This is a genomic window from Paraburkholderia sp. GAS333 (assembly GCF_050435665.1).
Lineage (GTDB): Bacteria > Pseudomonadota > Gammaproteobacteria > Burkholderiales > Burkholderiaceae > Paraburkholderia > Paraburkholderia fungorum_A.
Map to the genome: position 1 here is coordinate 1,446,236 of NZ_JBNDKS010000002.1, position 18,211 is coordinate 1,464,446.

16 protein-coding genes and 1 tRNA gene are annotated in these 18,211 nt (G+C 60.9%); 16 read left to right on the top strand and 1 reads right to left on the bottom strand.

The window, feature by feature from the left end; genetic code table 11:
- Positions 1–300 precede the first annotated feature (300 nt).
- The gene (locus ABH945_RS15600) at positions 301–1,848 is read left to right on the top strand and encodes a 2-isopropylmalate synthase (protein ID WP_074763521.1); all 1,548 of its coding nucleotides are present in this window, start codon (positions 301–303) and stop codon (positions 1,846–1,848) included.
- A 116-nt stretch (positions 1,849–1,964) separates the two neighbouring features.
- Here the strand turns inward: ABH945_RS15600 and ABH945_RS15605 are convergent, their stop codons facing one another.
- Entirely contained in the window at positions 1,965–2,516 is a 552-nt protein-coding gene (locus tag ABH945_RS15605) for a hypothetical protein (RefSeq protein WP_429251050.1), read from the bottom strand.
- 189 nt (positions 2,517–2,705) lie between these two features.
- On the opposite strand from ABH945_RS15605, the gene ABH945_RS15610 reads away from it, so the two are divergent.
- From ABH945_RS15610 to nuoH, 15 genes are all read left to right on the top strand, one after another.
- Positions 2,706–4,043 (top strand): branched-chain amino acid ABC transporter substrate-binding protein, encoded by a 1,338-nt coding sequence (locus ABH945_RS15610; RefSeq protein WP_429251051.1) that lies wholly within the window; start codon positions 2,706–2,708, stop codon positions 4,041–4,043.
- A 190-nt stretch (positions 4,044–4,233) separates the two neighbouring features.
- Positions 4,234–4,506, top strand: coding sequence for a 30S ribosomal protein S15 (gene rpsO / locus ABH945_RS15615; RefSeq protein WP_074763524.1), 273 nt, complete (start codon positions 4,234–4,236; stop codon positions 4,504–4,506).
- 358 nt (positions 4,507–4,864) lie between these two features.
- A complete protein-coding gene (gene pnp, locus ABH945_RS15620) occupies positions 4,865–7,000 on the top strand; it encodes a polyribonucleotide nucleotidyltransferase (RefSeq protein WP_171910202.1) in 2,136 nt (711 codons plus the stop codon).
- 212 nt (positions 7,001–7,212) lie between these two features.
- Positions 7,213–8,229: an NAD(P)H-quinone oxidoreductase gene (locus ABH945_RS15625; RefSeq protein WP_429251052.1), complete on the top strand. Its 1,017-nt coding sequence runs from the start codon at positions 7,213–7,215 to the stop codon at positions 8,227–8,229.
- 121 nt (positions 8,230–8,350) lie between these two features.
- On the top strand, positions 8,351–9,133 hold the full coding sequence (tpiA, locus tag ABH945_RS15630) for a triose-phosphate isomerase (protein ID WP_429251053.1): 783 nt from the start codon (positions 8,351–8,353) through the stop codon (positions 9,131–9,133).
- Between the two features lie 77 nt (positions 9,134–9,210).
- Positions 9,211–9,597: a preprotein translocase subunit SecG gene (gene secG / locus ABH945_RS15635; protein WP_074763527.1), complete on the top strand. Its 387-nt coding sequence runs from the start codon at positions 9,211–9,213 to the stop codon at positions 9,595–9,597.
- Positions 9,598–9,708: 111 nt separating this feature from the next.
- A tRNA-Leu gene (locus tag ABH945_RS15640) sits at positions 9,709–9,793 on the top strand.
- A gap of 168 nt (positions 9,794–9,961) precedes the next feature.
- Entirely contained in the window at positions 9,962–10,321 is a 360-nt protein-coding gene (locus ABH945_RS15645; protein WP_007175615.1) for an NADH-quinone oxidoreductase subunit A, read from the top strand.
- A gap of 63 nt (positions 10,322–10,384) precedes the next feature.
- On the top strand, positions 10,385–10,864 hold the full coding sequence (locus ABH945_RS15650; protein ID WP_006052903.1) for a NuoB/complex I 20 kDa subunit family protein: 480 nt from the start codon (positions 10,385–10,387) through the stop codon (positions 10,862–10,864).
- A 21-nt stretch (positions 10,865–10,885) separates the two neighbouring features.
- Positions 10,886–11,488, top strand: a complete 603-nt coding sequence (locus ABH945_RS15655; protein ID WP_429251054.1) for an NADH-quinone oxidoreductase subunit C — start codon at positions 10,886–10,888, stop codon at positions 11,486–11,488.
- A 9-nt stretch (positions 11,489–11,497) separates the two neighbouring features.
- Positions 11,498–12,751 carry an NADH-quinone oxidoreductase subunit D gene (locus ABH945_RS15660; protein WP_074763529.1) on the top strand — a complete coding sequence of 418 codons (1,254 nt, stop codon included), beginning with the start codon at positions 11,498–11,500 and terminating at the stop codon, positions 12,749–12,751.
- A 130-nt stretch (positions 12,752–12,881) separates the two neighbouring features.
- On the top strand, positions 12,882–13,367 hold the full coding sequence (gene nuoE, locus ABH945_RS15665; RefSeq protein WP_074763530.1) for an NADH-quinone oxidoreductase subunit NuoE: 486 nt from the start codon (positions 12,882–12,884) through the stop codon (positions 13,365–13,367).
- Entirely contained in the window at positions 13,364–14,692 is a 1,329-nt protein-coding gene (gene nuoF / locus ABH945_RS15670; protein WP_074763531.1) for an NADH-quinone oxidoreductase subunit NuoF, read from the top strand. Before nuoE ends, nuoF begins: the two co-directional genes overlap by 4 nt.
- A gap of 112 nt (positions 14,693–14,804) precedes the next feature.
- Entirely contained in the window at positions 14,805–17,138 is a 2,334-nt protein-coding gene (gene nuoG / locus ABH945_RS15675) for an NADH-quinone oxidoreductase subunit NuoG (RefSeq protein WP_429251055.1), read from the top strand.
- Positions 17,139–18,203 carry an NADH-quinone oxidoreductase subunit NuoH gene (gene nuoH, locus ABH945_RS15680; RefSeq protein WP_074763533.1) on the top strand — a complete coding sequence of 355 codons (1,065 nt, stop codon included), beginning with the start codon at positions 17,139–17,141 and terminating at the stop codon, positions 18,201–18,203.
- The last annotated feature ends 8 nt before the right edge of the window (positions 18,204–18,211 follow it).

The following is an 18,211-nucleotide window of genomic DNA, read 5'->3' on the forward strand; positions in this document are numbered from 1 at the left end:
GTCGTTTGAGGTGTTTGTGCAGGCTCCCGCTTGGGCCTTGTTGCAAGCCTCGCGGCAAGTGTCCAGGAGCCGATTGACCTCAGCAAGCCGAGCCAGTGCCGGTGCCGACGCGTGGGCACGCAGTTGCATGATGCGCGTCCGCGCTGTGCCGGGCACCACGTCGACTGCCGTGCCTGTCCTGATGCTCGCCATTTGCCATCCGCCTGCTACATTCGCGGACGGGCGTCGCCGGTGGTTATGTGAATCGCCAGGCTCCAAAATCCGCTCCCTACAATCGAACGGCTCCCCAGGAGTTCCGACATGTCCGACAAACTGATCATATTCGACACCACGTTGCGTGACGGCGAGCAATCGCCCGGCGCATCGATGACGAAAGAGGAAAAAATCCGTATCGCGAAGCAGCTCGAACGGATGAAGGTCGACGTGATCGAAGCCGGCTTCGCGGCCAGTTCGAACGGCGACTTCGACGCGATCCAGACCATCGCAGGTCTCGTGAAGGACAGCACGGTCTGTTCACTGGCCCGCGCGAACGACAAAGACATCCAGCGCGCAGCCGACGCGCTCAAGCCCGCCGATCATTTCCGTATCCACACATTCATCGCGACGTCGCCGCTGCATATGGAGAAGAAGCTGCGCATGACGCCGGATCAGGTGTTCGAGCAGGCGAGGCTGGCGGTGCGTTTTGCCCGCAAGTTCACCGACGACGTCGAGTTTTCCCCGGAAGACGGCAGCCGCTCCGACATGGACTTTCTGTGCCGCGTGCTGGAAGCGGTAATCGCCGAGGGCGCGACCACCATCAACATCGCGGATACGGTCGGTTACGGCGTGCCCGAACTCTATGGCCAGCTCGTGAAAACGCTGCGTGAGCGTATTCCGAACTCGCACAAGGCGGTGTTCTCAGTGCATTGCCATAACGACCTCGGCATGGCGGTCGCGAACTCGCTGGCCGGGGTGCAGATTGGCGGCGCGCGGCAGGTCGAGTGCACGATCAACGGGCTCGGCGAGCGCGCGGGCAACACGTCGCTCGAAGAAATCGTGATGGCGGTGAAAACGCGCAAGGATTACTTCGGCCTCGATATCGGACTCGACACGACGCAAATCGTGCCCGCGTCGAAGCTGGTATCGCAGATCACCGGTTTCGTCGTGCAGCCGAATAAGGCGGTGGTCGGCGCGAACGCGTTTGCGCATGCGTCCGGCATTCACCAGGACGGCGTGCTGAAGGCGCGCGACACCTACGAAATCATGCGTGCCGAAGACGTCGGCTGGAGCGCGAACAAGATCGTGCTCGGCAAGCTGTCGGGCCGCAACGCGTTCAAACAACGCCTGCAGGAACTTGGCATCGCGCTGGATAGCGAGGCGGAACTGAACTCGGCGTTCGCGCGCTTCAAGGAACTGGCTGACCGCAAGTCGGAAATTTTCGACGAAGACATCATCGCGATCGTCACGGAGGAATCGGCTGAGGCGCAGCAGAAAGAGCACTACAAGTTTCTGTCGCTGTCGCAGCATTCGGAAACCGGCGAGCAACCGCACGCGAAGATCGTGTTTTCGGTGGAGGGCAAGGAGATCACCGGCGAAGCGCGCGGTAACGGTCCGGTCGACGCCACGCTCAACGCAATCGAAACGGAAGTGGGCAGCGGTTCGGAACTGCTGTTGTACTCGGTGAACGCGATCACCACTGGCACGCAGGCGCAGGGCGAAGTGACGGTGCGCTTGTCGAAGAGCGGGAGAATCGTCAATGGAGTAGGAACGGACCCGGATATCGTCGCTGCTTCGGCGAAGGCGTATATCTCGGCGTTGAACAAGCTTTATTCGAACGTCGACAAGCTGAATCCGCAACGCTCGGAGTGATGCATCCGCCGTGCGCGATGTGACTGCGATGCGCTGAATGTGAAAAGCCCCGCGCCGGTCAAGGCGCGGGGCTTTTTGCTTTGCCGCATCGGTCGGTGTCGGGTTGGAGCAAACGCTCAGAACAACGCTCGCCGATCCGGATCGTGCAGCGGATCAGGCGTTTTCTGCGTCAGCCGAACAATGCCCTGTTCGTCGAAATAGAAGCTGTACATCATGTACCAGACGTTGTCTTCGAGATAGCGGTAAGTCCAGACCTCACGCTTCATCAGCGGAAAATACGCTGTTTCGACCGGACGGCCGAAGTTGACGAGCACGTCGCTCTTGGTCCATTTGCCGATTTCCGCCCGGTAAAACTCATTGGGCTGCAGCACCTGGCGCACATTCACGATCTTGCCGGCTGCATCGATATCGGCGGCGGTGGTGGTTTCGCCCATTGGCTGGGTCGGCCACATCAGACGCTTGCCGCCATTCGGCAGGTCGTAAGTTTCGCGCGGCGGCCCGAGGCGCGCGACGATCGTCGATGCGTCGGCGCCTTGCTGGTATTGCTGCCAGGGCTGGGCGCAGCCCGCAAGCGTCAATGCGCTCAGGCAGACGAGCGCCGCGCGGCGCAGGCGTCCGAAGGCAGGCGCCTTGGTCGAGCCCGCCGGGAAGGGGTGGCGGTTGAACATATATTCCTCCGATGGCATCCAGGCCGCAGTTTTTATCATCGAGACGCATTATTTTGACACGCGCTGCGGCAAAAGAGCCGCGCTTCGTACAGGCTGGCCGCAAAGTACGGTAACGGATGCGGCGGCTTGCTTATTCCGTCCGGGTCGTCCTATGATCCGCGCTTTGGCGATTCCAGCGGGGCAGTGACGATGACGAAGTGGCAACAGGCGGCAGCAGCGGCGCTGGTGGCGATTTCAATGGGCGGGGTGGCGCACGCGGCAGCGGGGGCGGCGGCAAATTCGCCTGCAAGCGAGGCTGCGAAGCCATCCGTCTCAGGCAAGCCCGGCGGCAAACCCACGGGAACACCGATCCAGCTGGCGTTGATCGAAGGCATGTCCGGCCCGTTCGCGAACGCGGGCGCGGCGGTTGAGCGCAATCTGCGGTTCGGCGTGGAACAGGTGAACGCGCAGGGCGGCGTGAAGCTCGCCGACGGCGCGCATCCGTTCGAACTGGTCGTGCTCGACAGCAAAGGCAGCACCGAAGAGGCGCTCACACAACTGCGCGCGGCTGCCGACCGCCATATCGGCTACATCATGCAGGGCAACAGTTCAGCGGTGGCCGCCGCGCTGATCGGCGCGATCGACAAGCAGAACAGCCGCGAGCCGGGCAATCGCGAGCTGTTCCTCAACTATTCCGCCGACGACCCCGCGCTGACCAACGCCAGTTGCAGCTTCTGGCATTTCCGTTTCGACGCACACGCGGGCATGCGGATGGACGCACTGGTCGACGTGATCCAGCGCGATAAAGCGGTGAAGAAGGTGTATCTGCTGAACCAGGACTACAGCTTTGGTCATGACGTCAGCAGCCTTGCGCGGTCGACGCTGGCGACGAAGCGCCCCGATATTGCGGTGGTCGGCGACGAATTCCATCCGATTGGCCGCGTAAAGGATTTCGCGCCCTATATCGCGAAGATTCGTGCTAGCGGGGCGGACGCCGTGATCACCGGCAACTGGGGCAACGACCTGACGCTGCTGGTCAAAGCGGCGCGCGAGCAGGGGCTGGACACGAAGTTCTACACGTTCTACGGCAACAGCCTGGGCGCGCCGGCTGCCTTGGGAGACGCGGGCGTCGGCCATGTGATTGCGGTTGCCGACTGGCATCCGAATGCGGGCGGCGCAGCCTCCGACGCCTGGTACGCCGCGTTCCGGGCCCGTTTCCCGGCTGCGCAGGACGACTACCCGGTGTTGCGCATGCCGCTGATGATCGAGACGCTCGCCGCGGCAATGAGCCGCGCCGGCAGCGCGGACCCGACGGCAGTGGCGCGCGCGCTCGAAGGCATTCGCTTCGACAACGGCTTCCACGCTTCGTGGATGCGCGCCGACGACCATCAACTGATTCAACCCCTTTACGTGATGCAGATGGACAAAGCCGGCACGCCCGGCGTGCATTTCGATAATGAAGGCTCAGGCTACGGCTTCCGCACGGTGCTGGCTTTGCCGGCCGATCGCACTGTTTTGCCGACCGTCTGCAAGATGCAGCGTCCCTGACGCGCGTGGCACGCAGGTGCCTCGCACGATCCGGCCAGCGGGGTTCGCGGCCGGATCGTGCTGTGCTACAATACGCGTCCCGTTGTAAGGCAGTGTCGTCTCGATGTGAGGCTCGCTGGCTGGCAAACGGGGTAATCCACGGCACGGCCTTTCTTCCGTGACCGCCTGTCTAGTTCTTAAGGAAATCGACATGTCCGCAGTTGAAACAAGCAAGAAGTCCGAAGTCGTTGCGCAATTCGCACGCGCAGCTAACGACACCGGCAGCCCCGAAGTTCAGGTCGCGCTGCTCACGACCCGCATCAACGAACTGACCGTTCACTTCAAGGCTCACTCGAAGGATCACCACAGCCGCCGCGGTCTGCTGCGCATGGTGAGCCGCCGTCGTAAGCTGCTCGACTACCTGAAGGGTAAGGACGCGGATCGTTACCGCACCCTGATCGAGAAGCTGGGTCTGCGTAAGTAATCGGCCAGTCGTTCAGCAAGATGCCTGTGTCAGTTCCACTGATACAGGCATTTTGTTTTTGCGCGGTGCGCTTCATGTGACGCGCATTGCCTGCCATTCGCAGTAGCGTGCCGGTTCATGCGGCGGGGGCAGGAAAAAGCAGGGCAGGCAGTAGAAAAAAGCAGTAGAAAAAGCAGCAAAACAAGCAATACGGCCGGGCTTCAGGGGCGGAGCTTTGTGTCATTCCAGCGGTTCGCGCGCGTACTCGACGTAGGGCGTGGTTCTCTGGAATGGCATAACACTACTCTTCCCATGTGGCGCCGGTCCTGGCGTTGCCGCGCCGCTTCTGGTTCGCGCGGCACTACGATGAGGAAAAGCAATGACTATGTTCAATAAGATCGTCAAAGAGTTCAAGTGGGGACAACACAACGTTCGCCTCGAAACCGGTGAAGTCGCCCGTCAGGCGAGCGGTGCGGTGATCGTCGACATCGAAGACACCGTCGTGCTGGCAACCGTGGTCGGCGCTAAAACGGCCAAGCCGGGTCAGGATTTCTTCCCGCTGACCGTCGATTACCTCGAAAAAACCTACGCAGCCGGCAAGATCCCGGGTGGCTTCTTCCGCCGCGAAGGCCGTCCGTCGGAAGGAGAAACGCTGACCTCGCGCCTGATCGACCGTCCGCTGCGCCCGCTGTTCCCGGAAGGCTTCTACAACGAAGTCCAGGTCGTGATCCACGTCCTGTCGCTGAACCCGGAAATCCCCGCTGACATCCCCGCGCTGATCGGCGCGTCGGCGGCACTCGCCGTGTCCGGTCTGCCGTTCAACGGCCCGGTCGGCGCAGCACGCGTGGCCTACATCAACAACGAATACGTGTTGAACCCGACGCGTCCGCAAATGAAGGAATCGGCGCTCGACCTGATCGTCGCCGGTACGGAACGCGCAGTGCTGATGGTGGAATCGGAAGCGCAGCAACTGAGCGAAGAAGTGATGCTCGGCGGCGTCGTGTTCGGTCACGAGCAAATGCAGATCGCGATCGACGCGATCCACGAACTCGTCCGTGAAGGCGGCAAGCCGGAATGGGATTGGCAGCCGGCAGCGAAGAACGAGCCGCTGATCGCACGCGTGGGCGAACTGGCACAAGCCGATCTGCTCGCGGCTTACCAGATCCGCGACAAGCAGGCACGTTCGGCCAAGCTGAAGGAAGTCTACGCAGCGACGTCGAAGAAGCTGGAAGAAGACGCAGCCGCAAGCGGCACGGTAGCAGCGGACAAGGCGACCGTCGGCAATGTGCTGTTCGACATCGAAGCGAAGATCGTCCGTACGCAGATCCTGAACGGCGAGCCGCGTATCGACGGCCGCGACACGCGCACGGTTCGCCCGATCGAAATCCGTACCGGCGTGCTGCCGCGTACCCACGGTTCGGCACTGTTCACGCGCGGCGAAACGCAGGCGCTGGTGGTGGCCACGCTGGGCACGAAGGGCGACGAGCAGAACATCGACGCGCTCGAAGGCGAGTACCGCGAACGCTTCATGCTCCACTACAACATGCCTCCGTTCGCAACCGGCGAAACGGGCCGCGTCGGTTCGCCGAAGCGCCGTGAAATCGGTCACGGCCGTCTGGCCAAGCGCGCACTGGCTGCATGCCTGCCGAGCGCCGACGAATTCGGCTACTCGATTCGCGTTGTGTCGGAAATCACGGAATCGAATGGTTCGTCGTCGATGGCTTCGGTGTGCGGCGGCTGCCTCGCACTGATGGACGCCGGCGTGCCGATGAAGGCGCACGTCGCCGGCATCGCGATGGGCCTGATCCTGGAAGGTAACCGCTTTGCAGTTCTGACCGACATCCTCGGCGACGAAGATCACCTCGGCGACATGGACTTCAAGGTGGCGGGTACGGAACAAGGCGTGACCGCGCTGCAGATGGACATCAAGATCCAGGGCATCACGAAGGAAATCATGCAGGTCGCCCTCGCGCAAGCGAAGGAAGGCCGTATGCACATCCTCGGCAAGATGACCTCGGCGGTGTCGGGCGCGAACACGGTGCTGTCGGACTACGCACCGCGCATGATCACCATCAAGATCAATCCGGAAAAGATCCGCGACGTGATCGGCAAGGGTGGTTCGGTGATCCGCGCGCTGACCGAAGAAACCGGCACGACGATCGATATTTCGGACGACGGCGTCGTCACCATCGCCAGCACGAGCAGCGAAGGGATGGCCGAAGCGAAGAAGCGTATCGAGAACATCACGCTGGAAGTCGAAGTGGGCCAGGTGTACGAAGGCACCGTGCTCAAGCTGCTCGATTTCGGCGCGATCGTGAACATCCTGCCGGGCAAGGACGGTCTGCTGCACATCTCCGAGATCGCCAACGAGCGTATCAAGGACATCAACGACTACCTGAAGGACGGCCAGCAAGTGAAGGTCAAGGTCATCCAGACGGACGAAAAGGGCCGCGTGCGTTTGTCGGCCAAGGCGTTGCTGAACGACGCGCCGCAAGGCGAGCCGACGCCGCAGTAATGCGGTAGCGGGACAACGGCCGGCAGCGTGCATACGCGCCGGCCGTTTTTTATGCAGGGTGGATTGCGTTGCAGACGCGTGCGAATGGAGACAAGCGGGTACTCTATTTGTATGGAGCGCGTTGTCGAAGGTTAGACGATTGCGCTTCGTGATCGGCAGGCCGCGAACGTGCGACGGGTGTGCAACGCAATCCAATCTTGGAGTTGACGCAGATGAAAGCGATCGAAATCACCGAATTCGGTGCGCCGGACGTCCTCAAGCTTGCCGAGCGGCCCACGCCGCAGTTGAAGGCGGGCGAGGTGCTGATCAAGGTGGCGGCTTCCGGTATAAACCGTCCGGACGTGTTCCAGCGCAAGGGCGGTTATGCGCCGCCGCCCGGTGCATCGGATCTGCCTGGCCTGGAGGTGGCGGGTGAGATTGTCGGCGGCACGATCGACGAGAAGAACAATCCGTTCGGTCTGAAGATCGGCGATCGCGTCTGCGCGCTGATGTCCGGTGGCGGTTACGCGGAATATGCGAGCGCGCCGTTGCTGCAATGCTTGCCGGTGCCGGCGGGTTTGTCGGATATCGAGGCGGCTTCTTTGCCCGAGACGTTCTTCACGGTGTGGAGCAATGTGTTCGACCGCGCTCAGCTCGGCAAGGGCGAAGGCGCGCCGAACGAAACGCTGCTGGTGCAGGGCGGCTCGAGCGGCATCGGCGTGACGGCGATCCAGATCGCGCATGCGCTGGGTTTTCGGGTGTTCGCGACTGCAGGGTCGGACGAAAAATGCCGCGCCTGTGAGGCGCTGGGTGCCGAGCGGGCGATCAACTACAAGACTGAAGATTTCGTCGAAGTCATCAAGTCGCTGACCAACGATCGCGGTGTCGACGTGGTGCTCGACATGGTCGCGGGCAGCTACGTGCCGCGCGAACTCACGGCGTTGGCTGACGGCGGCCGCATCGTGGTGATTGCGTTGCTCGGCGGTGCGAAAGCGGAATTGAATCTGAACGACATCTTGCGTCGCCGTCTGACGGTGACCGGTTCGACGCTGCGTCCGCGGCCGATCGAATTCAAGGCAAAAATTGCCGCGCAATTGAAAGAGCAGGTATGGCCGCATCTCGAAGCGGGCCGCATCAAGCCGGTGATCCATCGCGTGTTTCCCGCTGCGCAGGCCGCCGAAGCGCATGCATTGATGGAAAGCAGCATGCACGTCGGCAAGATCGTGCTCGCTTGGGGTCAGGATAGTTGACACGGGCGGTTTGACCCGATCCACCCCACGCAGTAAAATTGCGCGTTTTGCGCACGCCGAATGAATCCGAAAGGCGGACTGTAAGCGCAAACAAAGTCCGCCGCCAAGACAAGACGAGACGATGTCGAAACAACAACGAGCCAAGCTGGTAGTCGGTAACTGGAAAATGCACGGGCGTCTCGCCGCCAATGCCACGCTGTTGCAGGCTGTATCGCAAGGCGCGGGCGAATTGCCGGCCGACGTGCGCGTCGGCGTGTGTGTGCCGAGCCTTTATCTGGCGCAAACCCAGTCGTTGCTGGAAGGTGGTCGTGTCGCGTGGGGCGTGCAGGACGTGTCTGCGTTCACGCACGGCGCCTATACCGGTGAAGTGGCTGCGCCGATGGTCGTGGATTTCGGCGCTACGCTCGCGATTGTCGGGCACTCGGAACGTCGCGCCTATCATCGCGAAAGCGCTGAGCTGGTGGCGGTGAAAACGCAGCGCGCGCTGGAAGCGGGTTTGACGCCGATCGTCTGCGTCGGTGAAACGCTCGAAGAGCGCGAAGCCGGATCGACCGAGCAGGTAGTTGGTTCGCAACTCGACGAAGTGCTGGCGAAATTGTCGGTGCAGGAAGCGGCCCGCCTGGTCGTCGCGTACGAGCCGGTCTGGGCGATCGGCACGGGCAAGAGTGCATCGTCGGAGCAGGCTCAGGCCGTTCACGCGTTCCTGCGTGCGCGCCTGGTGGCGAAGGGCGAGGCGGTAGCGGATGTGCCGTTGTTGTACGGCGGCAGCGTGAAGCCGGAGAACGCGGAAGAGCTGTTCCGTCAACCGGATATCGATGGCGGCCTGATTGGCGGCGCGTCGTTGAAAGACCAGGATTTCCTGGCGATCTGCAAGGCGGCGGCCGCAACGAGCGTCGCCGGTTAAGCAGGGCGCTTTGGTGGTGACTCCATCCCGTGCAACACAGCGTGTCGCGCGGTTAAATAAAGACTCAGGTGAGTGTGATGCTGTATTTGAAAACATTGATTATCGTCGTTCAGCTGTTGTCGGCACTTGGGGTCATCGGCCTTGTCTTGCTGCAACACGGCAAAGGCGCCGATATGGGCGCTGCTTTTGGTAGCGGCGCATCGGGCAGTCTGTTCGGTGCGACTGGCTCGGCAAACTTTTTGTCGCGTACAACCGCAGTGCTCGCAGCGGTATTTTTTGTCACGACGCTGACGTTGACGTACCTCGGCGCATATCGGTCGAAGCCTTCGGCAGGCTTGCTGGGCGCGGCAGTGACGGCTCCGGTTGCGGCCTCGGCAGCACCGTCGGCCTCTGCGCCGGTCGCAGGTTCGGCTGCCCTGCCGGCATCGCCTGCATCGGTCCCGGCTACCGACGTACCGAAATAAATTTCGCGGCAATTTGTCTCTTGTGCGTTGAACAATCTGTTTAAACAAGTTACAATCTAAGTCTTGAAGCGATTCGCGGGTTACAAGTTGTTTTCCCGGATTGCATGCAGTGCCGACGTGGTGAAATTGGTAGACACGCTATCTTGAGGGGGTAGTGGCGAAAGCTGTGCGAGTTCGAGTCTCGCCGTCGGCACCAAAATGTTATCTAAATGCCAGCCGCTTGCTTCAGCTTCGGCTGGCATTTTTCACTTCTGGGCACGGCTTAAGTAGGGCTTGTGGCATGTGCGTTTCGGAAGTGATTTCGCGGCAGGAGTGCTATGCTCCTGTCGGCACTCAGAACCGAACCAACCGATTGAGGATTGTCTTGAACCTCGCAGCCTATTTCCCCGTCTTGTTGTTCCTCATCGTAGGCACCGGTTTAGGCGTAGCGCTGGTCAGTATCGGTAAGATTCTTGGTCCCAACAAGCCCGATACAGAGAAGAACGCACCGTACGAGTGCGGCTTCGAAGCATTCGAAGATGCGCGCATGAAGTTCGATGTTCGCTATTACCTCGTCGCCATTCTCTTCATCATTTTCGACCTTGAAACCGCATTCCTTTTTCCGTGGGGCGTAGCTCTGCGCGACATCGGCTGGCCTGGCTTCATGGCAATGATGATTTTCCTGCTCGAATTCCTGCTGGGCTTCGCCTACATCTGGAAGAAGGGCGGCCTCGACTGGGAATGATGGATTAATCGCCGGTTTGCGTGGGTGGCCAAGGCTTGCCGCCCCGTCTGGAGTGGAAAGCAAATGAGTATCGAAGGGGTCTTGAAGGAAGGGTTTGTCACCACGACGGCTGACAAACTGATCAACTGGACGCGCACTGGCTCCCTGTGGCCTATGACGTTTGGTTTGGCGTGTTGTGCGGTCGAGATGATGCATGCGGGCGCTGCCCGTTATGACCTTGACCGCTTCGGCGTGGTGTTTCGTCCGAGTCCGCGTCAGTCGGACGTGATGATCGTCGCCGGCACGCTGTGCAACAAGATGGCGCCCGCTCTGCGCAAGGTCTACGACCAGATGGCTGAGCCGCGCTGGGTAATCTCGATGGGCTCGTGTGCGAACGGCGGCGGCTATTACCACTACTCGTATTCGGTAGTGCGTGGCTGCGACCGGATCGTTCCGGTTGACGTTTATGTGCCGGGTTGTCCGCCGACTGCGGAAGCGCTGGTGTACGGCGTGATCCAGTTGCAGGCCAAGATTCGCCGCACCAACACAATCGCCCGTCAATAAGGCCAACGCCTCCCCCACAATATGGCAAGCAAACTCGAGACCCTGAAAGCGAACCTCGAGGCGGCCTTTGGCGGCCTCCTGTTGAGCATCAACGAAGCAATCGGTGAAGTGACGATCGTCGTGAAGGCGGCCGACTACCTCAACGTTGCAACCCGTCTGCGCGACGACCGTTCGCTCGGTTTCGAGCAATGCGTCGACCTTTGCGGCGTCGACTATCAGACCTACGCCGACGGCGCTTACGACGGCCCGCGTTTCGCGGCCGTTCTCCATTTGTTGTCGGTGCAGAACAACTGGCGTTTGCGTCTGCGCGTGTTCGCACCCGATGACGAAGTGCCGATCCTGCCGTCCGTCGTTGAAATCTGGAATTCGGTCAACTGGTACGAGCGCGAAGCATTCGACCTGTACGGTATCGTCTTCGAAGGTCACCCGGATCTGCGCCGCATCCTGACCGACTACGGTTTCATTGGTCACCCGTTCCGTAAAGATTTCCCTGTCTCCGGTTACGTCGAAATGCGTTACGACCCGGAAGAAAAGCGCGTCGTCTATCAGCCTGTGACGATCGAGCCGCGGGAAATTACGCCGCGCGTGATCCGCGAGGATCGCTATGGCGGTCTGAAACACTAAGAGAACGCCATGGCAGAGATCAAGAACTACACGCTCAACTTCGGTCCTCAGCATCCGGCTGCGCACGGTGTGTTGCGCCTCGTGCTGGAACTCGACGGTGAAGTCATCCAGCGCGCCGATCCGCACATCGGCCTGCTGCATCGCGCGACCGAAAAGCTCGCCGAAACCAAAACATTTATCCAGTCCGTGCCGTACATGGACCGTCTCGACTACGTGTCGATGATGGTCAATGAGCACGGCTACGTGATGGCGATTGAGAAGCTGCTCGGCATCGAAGTGCCGGTGCGCGCGCAATACATCCGCGTGATGTTCGACGAAATCACGCGCGTGCTGAACCACTTGATGTGGATCGGCGCGCACGCGCTCGACGTCGGCGCGATGGCGGTGTTTCTGTACGCGTTCCGCGAGCGCGAAGACCTGATGGACGTGTACGAAGCAGTATCCGGCGCACGGATGCACGCGGCCTACTACCGTCCGGGCGGGGTCTATCGCGACCTGCCGGATGCGATGCCGCAATACAAGGCATCGAAGATCCGCAATGTGAAGGCATTGTCGAAGATGAACGAGAACCGCCAAGGTTCGCTGCTCGACTTCATCGACGACTTCTTCACGCGCTTTCCGAAATGCGTCGACGAATACGAAACGCTGCTGACCGACAACCGGATCTGGAAGCAACGTCTGGTCGGTATCGGCGTGGTGAGCCCGGAACGCGCGCTGCAACTCGGCATGACCGGTGCAATGCTGCGCGGCTCGGGTATCGAGTGGGATCTGCGCAAGAAGCAGCCGTACGAAGTCTATGACAAGATGGATTTCGACATTCCGGTCGGCGTAAATGGCGATTGCTATGACCGCTATCTGGTTCGCGTCGAAGAAATGCGCCAATCCACGCGAATCGTGAAACAGTGCATTGAGTGGCTGCGTAAGAATCCTGGCCCCGTAATGGTCGACAATCATAAGGTTGCGCCGCCGTCGCGCGTCGGTATGAAGTCGAACATGGAAGAGTTGATCCACCATTTCAAGCTCTTCACCGAAGGCTTCCACGTTCCGGAAGGCGAGGCATACGCGGCGGTCGAGCATCCGAAGGGCGAGTTCGGTATCTATCTGATCTCGGACGGCGCGAACAAGCCGTATCGCCTGAAGATCCGCGCGCCGGGTTATGCGCACCTGTCCTCGCTGGATGAAATGGCGCGCGGTCACATGATCGCCGACGCCGTGACGATCATCGGCACGCAGGACATCGTGTTCGGCGAAGTGGATCGCTAGGACGTATTCAGCGGTGCGTGTTTCGGATTGAGTCGAAGCGCGTGTCAAGCAAAGGAACGCCGGGTCTGTCGCAGCTTGAAGTAAGCGACGGGTTTTCGTTCGGTAGGAATTGAAAGAGTCGTGTCTGAAAATGATCTCAGCTGAAGGCCTGAAAGAAATCGATCGCGCGATCGGGAAATACCCCGCCGATCAGAAACAGTCCGCCGTGATGTCGGCGCTGGCCGTTGCTCAGGAAGAGCATGGCTGGCTGTCGCCCGACGTCATGCAGTTCGTCGCGGACTATCTCGGCATGCCGGCAGTCGCCGTGCAGGAGGTAGCTACCTTCTACACGATGTACGAGACCTCGCCGGTCGGCAAATACAAGATCACGCTCTGCACAAACCTGCCGTGCCAGCTCGGCCCGGACGGCGGTGCCGAAGGCGCCGCGGAATATCTGAAGCAGAAGCTCGGCATCGACTTCGGCGAAACCACGCCCGACGGCAAGTTCACCCTGAAAGAAGGTGAGTGCATGGGTTCGTGCGGCGACGCGCCGGTGATGCTGGTGAACAACCATCGCATGTGCAGCTTCATGAGCCGCGCGAAGATCGACCAGCTGCTCGAGGAACTTTCGAAATGACGGCTTTACACGATCGTCACATCAAACCGCTGATTCTCGCCGGCCTGAACGGCGACAACTGGCATCTCGAAGACTATGTGGCGCGCGGCGGTTACGCCCAGCTGCGACGCATTCTGGAAGAGAAGATTCCGCCGGAACAGGTGATCGCCGACGTCAAGGCGTCGGGTCTGCGTGGCCGGGGCGGTGCAGGCTTCCCGACCGGTCTGAAGTGGAGCTTCATGCCGCGTCAGTTCCCTGGTCAGAAATATCTCGTCTGTAATTCGGACGAAGGCGAACCGGGCACGTTCAAAGACCGCGACATTCTGCGCTTCAATCCGCATGCGCTGATTGAAGGCATGGCCATTGGTGCGTATGCAATGGGCATCACGGTCGGATACAACTATATACACGGCGAAATTTTTGAAGTCTACCGTCGCTTTGAGCAGGCGCTGGACGAAGCTCGCCGCGCCGGGTTCCTCGGCGAAAACATCATGGGCTCGGGTTTCTCGTTCGAGCTGCATGCGCACCACGGTTACGGCGCCTACATCTGCGGCGAAGAAACCGCGCTGCTCGAGTCGCTGGAAGGCAAGAAAGGCCAGCCGCGCTTCAAGCCGCCATTCCCGGCGAGCTTTGGCGTGTACGGCAAGCCGACCACGATCAACAACACCGAGACGTTTGCCGCAGTGCCGTTCCTGCTGGCAGTCGGTCCGCAGAATTACCTTGAAATCGGCAAGCCGAACAATGGCGGCACCAAGATTTTCTCGGTATCGGGCGACGTCGAACGTCCGGGCAATTATGAAGTTCCGCTCGGTACGCCGTTCGCGACGTTGCTGGATCTCGCCGGCGGCATGCGCGGCGGCAAGAAGATCAAGGCTGTGATTCCTGGCGGTTCGTCGGCTCCGGTGATTCCGGGCGAGATGATGATGAACACCGACATGGACTACGACTCGATCGCCAAGGCTGGCTCGATGCTTGGTTCGGGCGCGGTCATCGTGATGGACGAAACGCGTTGCATGGTGCGTTCGCTGTTGCGTCTGTCGTACTTCTATTACGAAGAGTCGTGTGGTCAATGCACGCCTTGCCGCGAAGGCACGGGCTGGCTGTACCGCGTCGTCCATCGTATCGAGCATGGGCTCGGCCGTCCTGAAGATCTGGATCTGCTGAACTCGGTCGCGGAAAACATCATGGGCCGCACGATTTGCGCGCTCGGCGATGCAGCGGCCATGCCGGTTCGCGGCATGCTCAAGCACTACTGGGATGAGTTCGAATACCACGTCGCGCACAAGCATTGCCTGACCGGCGATCATGCCGGGCACGCAGCGGCGTCGGAAACAGTGGCTGCCTGACTGAGTAGACAAGCACCAGACGAACTACGTCAACCGCGGGATTCATCGGCTTAAACGGGCGATGAACGGGGCGAACGATTGAGCGGTAACAGGTTAAGGAAGATTGACCATCATGGTTGAACTTGAAATAGACGGCAAGAAAGTAGAGGTGCCCGAAGGCAGCATGGTGATCCAGGCTGCGCATAAGGTCGACACGTATATCCCTCACTTCTGCTATCACAAGAAGCTGTCGATTGCGGCCAACTGCCGGATGTGTCTGGTCGATGTCGAAAAGATGCCGAAGGCTGTGCCGGCATGCGCAACGCCGGTGTCGGCGGGCATGATCGTGCGCACCAAGTCGGACAAGGCGGTGAAGGGCCAGCAAGCCGTGATGGAATTCCTGCTGATCAACCACCCGCTGGATTGCCCGATCTGTGACCAGGGCGGCGAGTGCCAGTTGCAGGATCTGGCCGTCGGTTACGGCAAGTCAGGTTCGCGTTATAGCGAAGAAAAGCGCGTGGTGTTCCACAAGAACGTCGGCCCGCTGATCTCGATGGAAGAAATGTCGCGTTGTATCCACTGCACGCGTTGCGTCCGTTTCGGCCAGGAAGTGGCCGGCGTGATGGAACTCGGCATGCTGGGCCGCGGCGAGCATTCGGAAATCACGTCGTTCGTCGGCAAGACGGTCGACTCCGAAATGTCGGGCAACATGATCGATCTGTGCCCGGTCGGCGCGTTGACCAGCAAGCCGTTCCGCTACAGCGCCCGGACGTGGGAACTGTCGCGCCGCAAGTCGGTGAGCCCGCACGATTCCGTCGGCGCGAACCTCGTGGTGCAGGTGAAGAACAATCGCGTGATGCGCGTTCTGCCGTTCGAAAACGAATCCATCAACGAATGCTGGATTTCGGACAAGGACCGCTTCTCGTACGAAGGTCTCAATAGCCCGGAACGTCTCACACAGCCGATGCTCAAGCAGGACGGCAAGTGGATCGAGACCGACTGGCAGACCGCCCTTGAATATGTGGTCAAGGGTCTGAAGGGCATCAAGGGCGATCATGGCGCGACTGCGCTGGCCGCTCTCGGCAGCGCTCATAGCACGGTCGAAGAACTGTTCCTGCTGAAGCAACTCGCGCAAGCGGTCGGCACGCCTAACGTCGACTTTCGTCTGCGCCAGTCGGATTTCTCGGCACCGGCCAACGGCGCCCCGTGGCTCGGCGCGGCGATCGCCGAACTGTCGAACGTCGACGCAGCGCTGGTGATCGGCTCCGATCTGCGTCGCGATCATCCGTTGCTCGCAGCACGTCTGCGTCAGGCCGCCAAGAACGGCGCGAAGCTCACGCTGGTGCAGGCTAGCGGCGACGACGCATTGATTCCGCAAGCGCAACGCGTGGTCGCAGCGCCGTCAGCATGGCTCGACGCACTGGCGGGTATTGCTGGCGCGGTGTCGGAAGCGAACGGCGTTGCGTTGCCCGAAGCTTTCGGCGGCACGCAGCCGACGGACGCTCACAAGCAGGTTGCCAAGTCGCTCGCCTCGGGCCAAAGCCGTTTCGTGCTGCTGGGCAACGGTGCGGTCCGTCATCCGGACTTCGCGGTCATTCATGCAGCGGCGCAATGGATTGCAGAGACCACCGGCGCGACGCTCGGTTTCCTCCCGGAAGCGGCCAATACGGTTGGCGCACACCTCGTGAATGCGCTGCCGGGCGAAGGCGGTTTGAATGCTCGCGAAGTGTTCGAACAGCCGCGCAAGGGCTATGTTTTGCTGAACTTCGAGCCGGAGTTCGATACGGCCAATCCGGCGCAGGCTTTGGCCGCACTGAAGCAAGCCGAAATGGTCGTGGTGATGTCGCCGTTCCAGACGGGCGCCGACTACGCCGATGTGCTGTTGCCGATCGCTCCGTTCACGGAAACGGCCGGTACTTTCGTCAACGCCGAAGGCACCGTTCAGACGTTCAACGGCGTCGTGCGTCCGCTGGGCGACACGCGTCCGGCATGGAAAGTATTGCGTGTGCTGGGTAGCCTGCTGGGCGTGCCGGGCTTCGAATTCGACACGTCGGAAGAAGTGCGCAATGCCGCACTCGGCAACGGCGAACTGACATCGCGTCTGTCGAACAAAACGGGCGTCGCAGTTGCGCGCGGCAAGTCGGTCAAGGCGGCTGAAGGCAAGTTCGAGCGTATCGCGAACGTGCCGATCTACCACGCCGACGCACTGGTGCGCCGTGCCGATTCGCTGCATCTGACCGCAGCGGCGCGCGCCGCGAACACCGTCGGCCTTCCGGCTGCGCTGTTCGACCAACTGGGTTTGAAGGAAGGCGACGCAGTGCGCGTGCGCCAGGGCGAGCAATCGGTGCAGTTGCCGGCCGTGCGCGACGCGAATCTTGCGGAGACGGTCGTCCGCGTATCGGCGGCTACGCCTGCCGGTGCAGCGCTGGGCAGCCTGTTCGGTGAACTGGTGGTGGAGAAGGCGTAAATGAGCTTGTTCGATACGATCAACTCGGGCGGCACCCAGATCCTTGGTGTGGCATGGCCTACGGTGTGGGCACTGGTGCGCATCCTGGTGGTAGCCGTCGTGATCCTGCTGTGCGTGGCTTACCTGATTCTGTGGGAACGTAAGCTGATCGGCTGGATGCACGTGCGTATTGGCCCGAACCGCGTCGGTCCTGCGGGTTTGCTGCAGCCAATCGCCGACGTGCTGAAGCTGTTGCTGAAAGAAGTGATTCAGCCGGCTCAAGCTAGCCGCTGGACCTATCTGATTGCGCCGATCATGGTGGTGGTCCCGGCCTTCGCGGTCTGGGCGGTGATTCCGTTCCAGGCGGGCGCTGTGCTCGGCGACATCAACGCGGGTCTGCTGTACGCGATGGCGATTTCGTCGATCGGCGTGTACGGCGTGATTCTGGCCGGCTGGGCGTCGAACTCGAAATACGCGTTCCTCGGCGCGATGCGTGCGGCAGCACAAATGGTCTCGTACGAAATCTCGATGGGCTTCGCGCTCGTCGTCGTGCTGATGACCGCTGGCACGCTGAACCTGTCGGGTATCGTCGGTTCGCAGGAACATGGCTTCTTCGCGTCGCACGGCCTGAACTTCCTGTCGTGGAACTGGCTGCCGCTGCTGCCGATGTTCGTCGTCTACTTCATCTCGGGCATCGCCGAAACGAACCGCCATCCGTTCGACGTGGTGGAAGGGGAGTCGGAAATTGTCGCGGGTCACATGATCGATTACTCGGGTATGGCGTTCGCGCTGTTCTTCCTCGCCGAGTACATCAACATGATCGTGATCTCGGCGTTGGCTGCAACACTGTTCCTTGGTGGCTGGAGCGCTCCGTTCGGGTTCCTGTCGTTTATCCCGGGCATCTTCTGGCTCGTCCTCAAGGTCTTCTTGCTGTTGTCGGTGTTCATCTGGGCGCGCGCCACGTTTCCGCGCTACCGCTATGACCAGATCATGCGTCTGGGCTGGAAGGTTTTCATTCCGGTCTGCGTGGTGTGGCTGGTGGTGGTCGGCTTCTGGATCATGTCGCCGTTGAACATCTGGAAATAAAGGGCGGA